Origin of the sequence: Halobacillus sp. A1-3 (assembly GCF_050971765.1) — a bacterium.
Lineage (GTDB): Bacteria > Bacillota > Bacilli > Bacillales > Halobacillaceae > Halobacillus > Halobacillus mangrovi_B.
Window position 1 is genome coordinate 1 of record NZ_JBPCEO010000019.1, and the last position, 1,108, is coordinate 1,108.

The following is a 1,108-nucleotide window of genomic DNA, read 5'->3' on the forward strand; positions in this document are numbered from 1 at the left end:
GTTAAAATTTACCCTTGAAATTTTCTCTCCAGGGCAATATAATATATCTTGTCCTTGAAAAAAGAGAATAAAAGGTTTGGTGGCGACGGCGAAGAGGTCACACCTGTTCCCATGCCGAACACAGCAGTTAAGCTCTTCAGCGCCGATGGTAGTCGGGTCGATCCCCGTGAGAGTAGGACGCCGCCAAGCTTTAATTTAAATCCGGAGGATTAGCTCAGCTGGGAGAGCACTTGCCTTACAAGCAAGGGGTCGCAGGTTCGAACCCTGCATCCTCCACCATAAAAAAACATCATTAGAGGAAGCCGGCCTAGCTCAACTGGCAGAGCAACTGATTTGTAATCAGTAGGTTGGGGGTTCAAGTCCTCTGGCCGGCACCATATAAATTCTGTTTTTTGCACGAGCCATTAGCTCAGCTGGTAGAGCATCTGACTTTTAATCAGAGGGTCGAAGGTTCGAATCCTTCATGGCTCACCATTCAACATGCGGGTGTGGTGGAATTGGCAGACACGCTAGATTTAGGATCTAGTGCTTCACGGCGTGGGGGTTCAAGTCCCTCCACCCGCATTATGCGGAAGTAGTTCAGTGGTAGAACACCACCTTGCCAAGGTGGGGGTCGCGGGTTCGAATCCCGTCTTCCGCTCCATTTATTTTAAAGAGCTACTTATTAATACTAACACGAATCTAACATAAACTTGCCAAGCCGGGGTGGCGGAATTGGCAGACGCACAGGACTTAAAATCCTGCGGTGGGTTTCCACCGTGCCGGTTCGAGTCCGGCCCTCGGCACCATAATCTCATATGCGCCCGTAGCTCAATTGGATAGAGCGTCTGACTACGGATCAGAAGGTTAGGGGTTCGACTCCTCTCGGGCGCGCCATTATACGGGAAGTAGCTCAGCTTGGTAGAGCACTTGGTTTGGGACCAAGGGGTCGCAGGTTCGAATCCTGTCTTCCCGACCATTCCCAAAATAAACGGGGCCTTAGCTCAGCTGGGAGAGCGCCTGCTTTGCACGCAGGAGGTCAGCGGTTCGATCCCGCTAGGCTCCACCATTATCTAATTTGATCTTTGAAAACTGAACGAACCAACCAGTACGTCAATTATTTCTTCTT

9 tRNA genes and 1 rRNA gene are annotated in these 1,108 nt (G+C 50.4%); all 10 read left to right on the forward strand.

What is annotated here, in order from left to right:
• Positions 1–75: 75 nt before the first annotated feature.
• A 5S ribosomal RNA gene (rrf, locus tag ACRYKC_RS20010) occupies positions 76–189 on the forward strand.
• A 14-nt stretch (positions 190–203) separates the two neighbouring features.
• Positions 204–279: transfer RNA gene (locus tag ACRYKC_RS20015), tRNA-Val, on the forward strand.
• Positions 280–301: 22 nt separating this feature from the next.
• Positions 302–377: transfer RNA gene (locus ACRYKC_RS20020), tRNA-Thr, on the forward strand.
• 21 nt (positions 378–398) lie between these two features.
• Positions 399–474, forward strand: a tRNA-Lys gene (locus ACRYKC_RS20025).
• Positions 475–482: 8 nt separating this feature from the next.
• Positions 483–564: transfer RNA gene (locus ACRYKC_RS20030), tRNA-Leu, on the forward strand.
• 4 nt (positions 565–568) lie between these two features.
• Positions 569–643, forward strand: a tRNA-Gly gene (locus ACRYKC_RS20035).
• 56 nt (positions 644–699) lie between these two features.
• Positions 700–788 (forward strand) — tRNA-Leu (locus ACRYKC_RS20040).
• An 11-nt stretch (positions 789–799) separates the two neighbouring features.
• A tRNA-Arg gene (locus ACRYKC_RS20045) sits at positions 800–876 on the forward strand.
• 5 nt (positions 877–881) lie between these two features.
• Positions 882–958, forward strand: a tRNA-Pro gene (locus tag ACRYKC_RS20050).
• Between the two features lie 14 nt (positions 959–972).
• Positions 973–1,048: transfer RNA gene (locus ACRYKC_RS20055), tRNA-Ala, on the forward strand.
• Positions 1,049–1,108 lie beyond the last annotated feature (60 nt).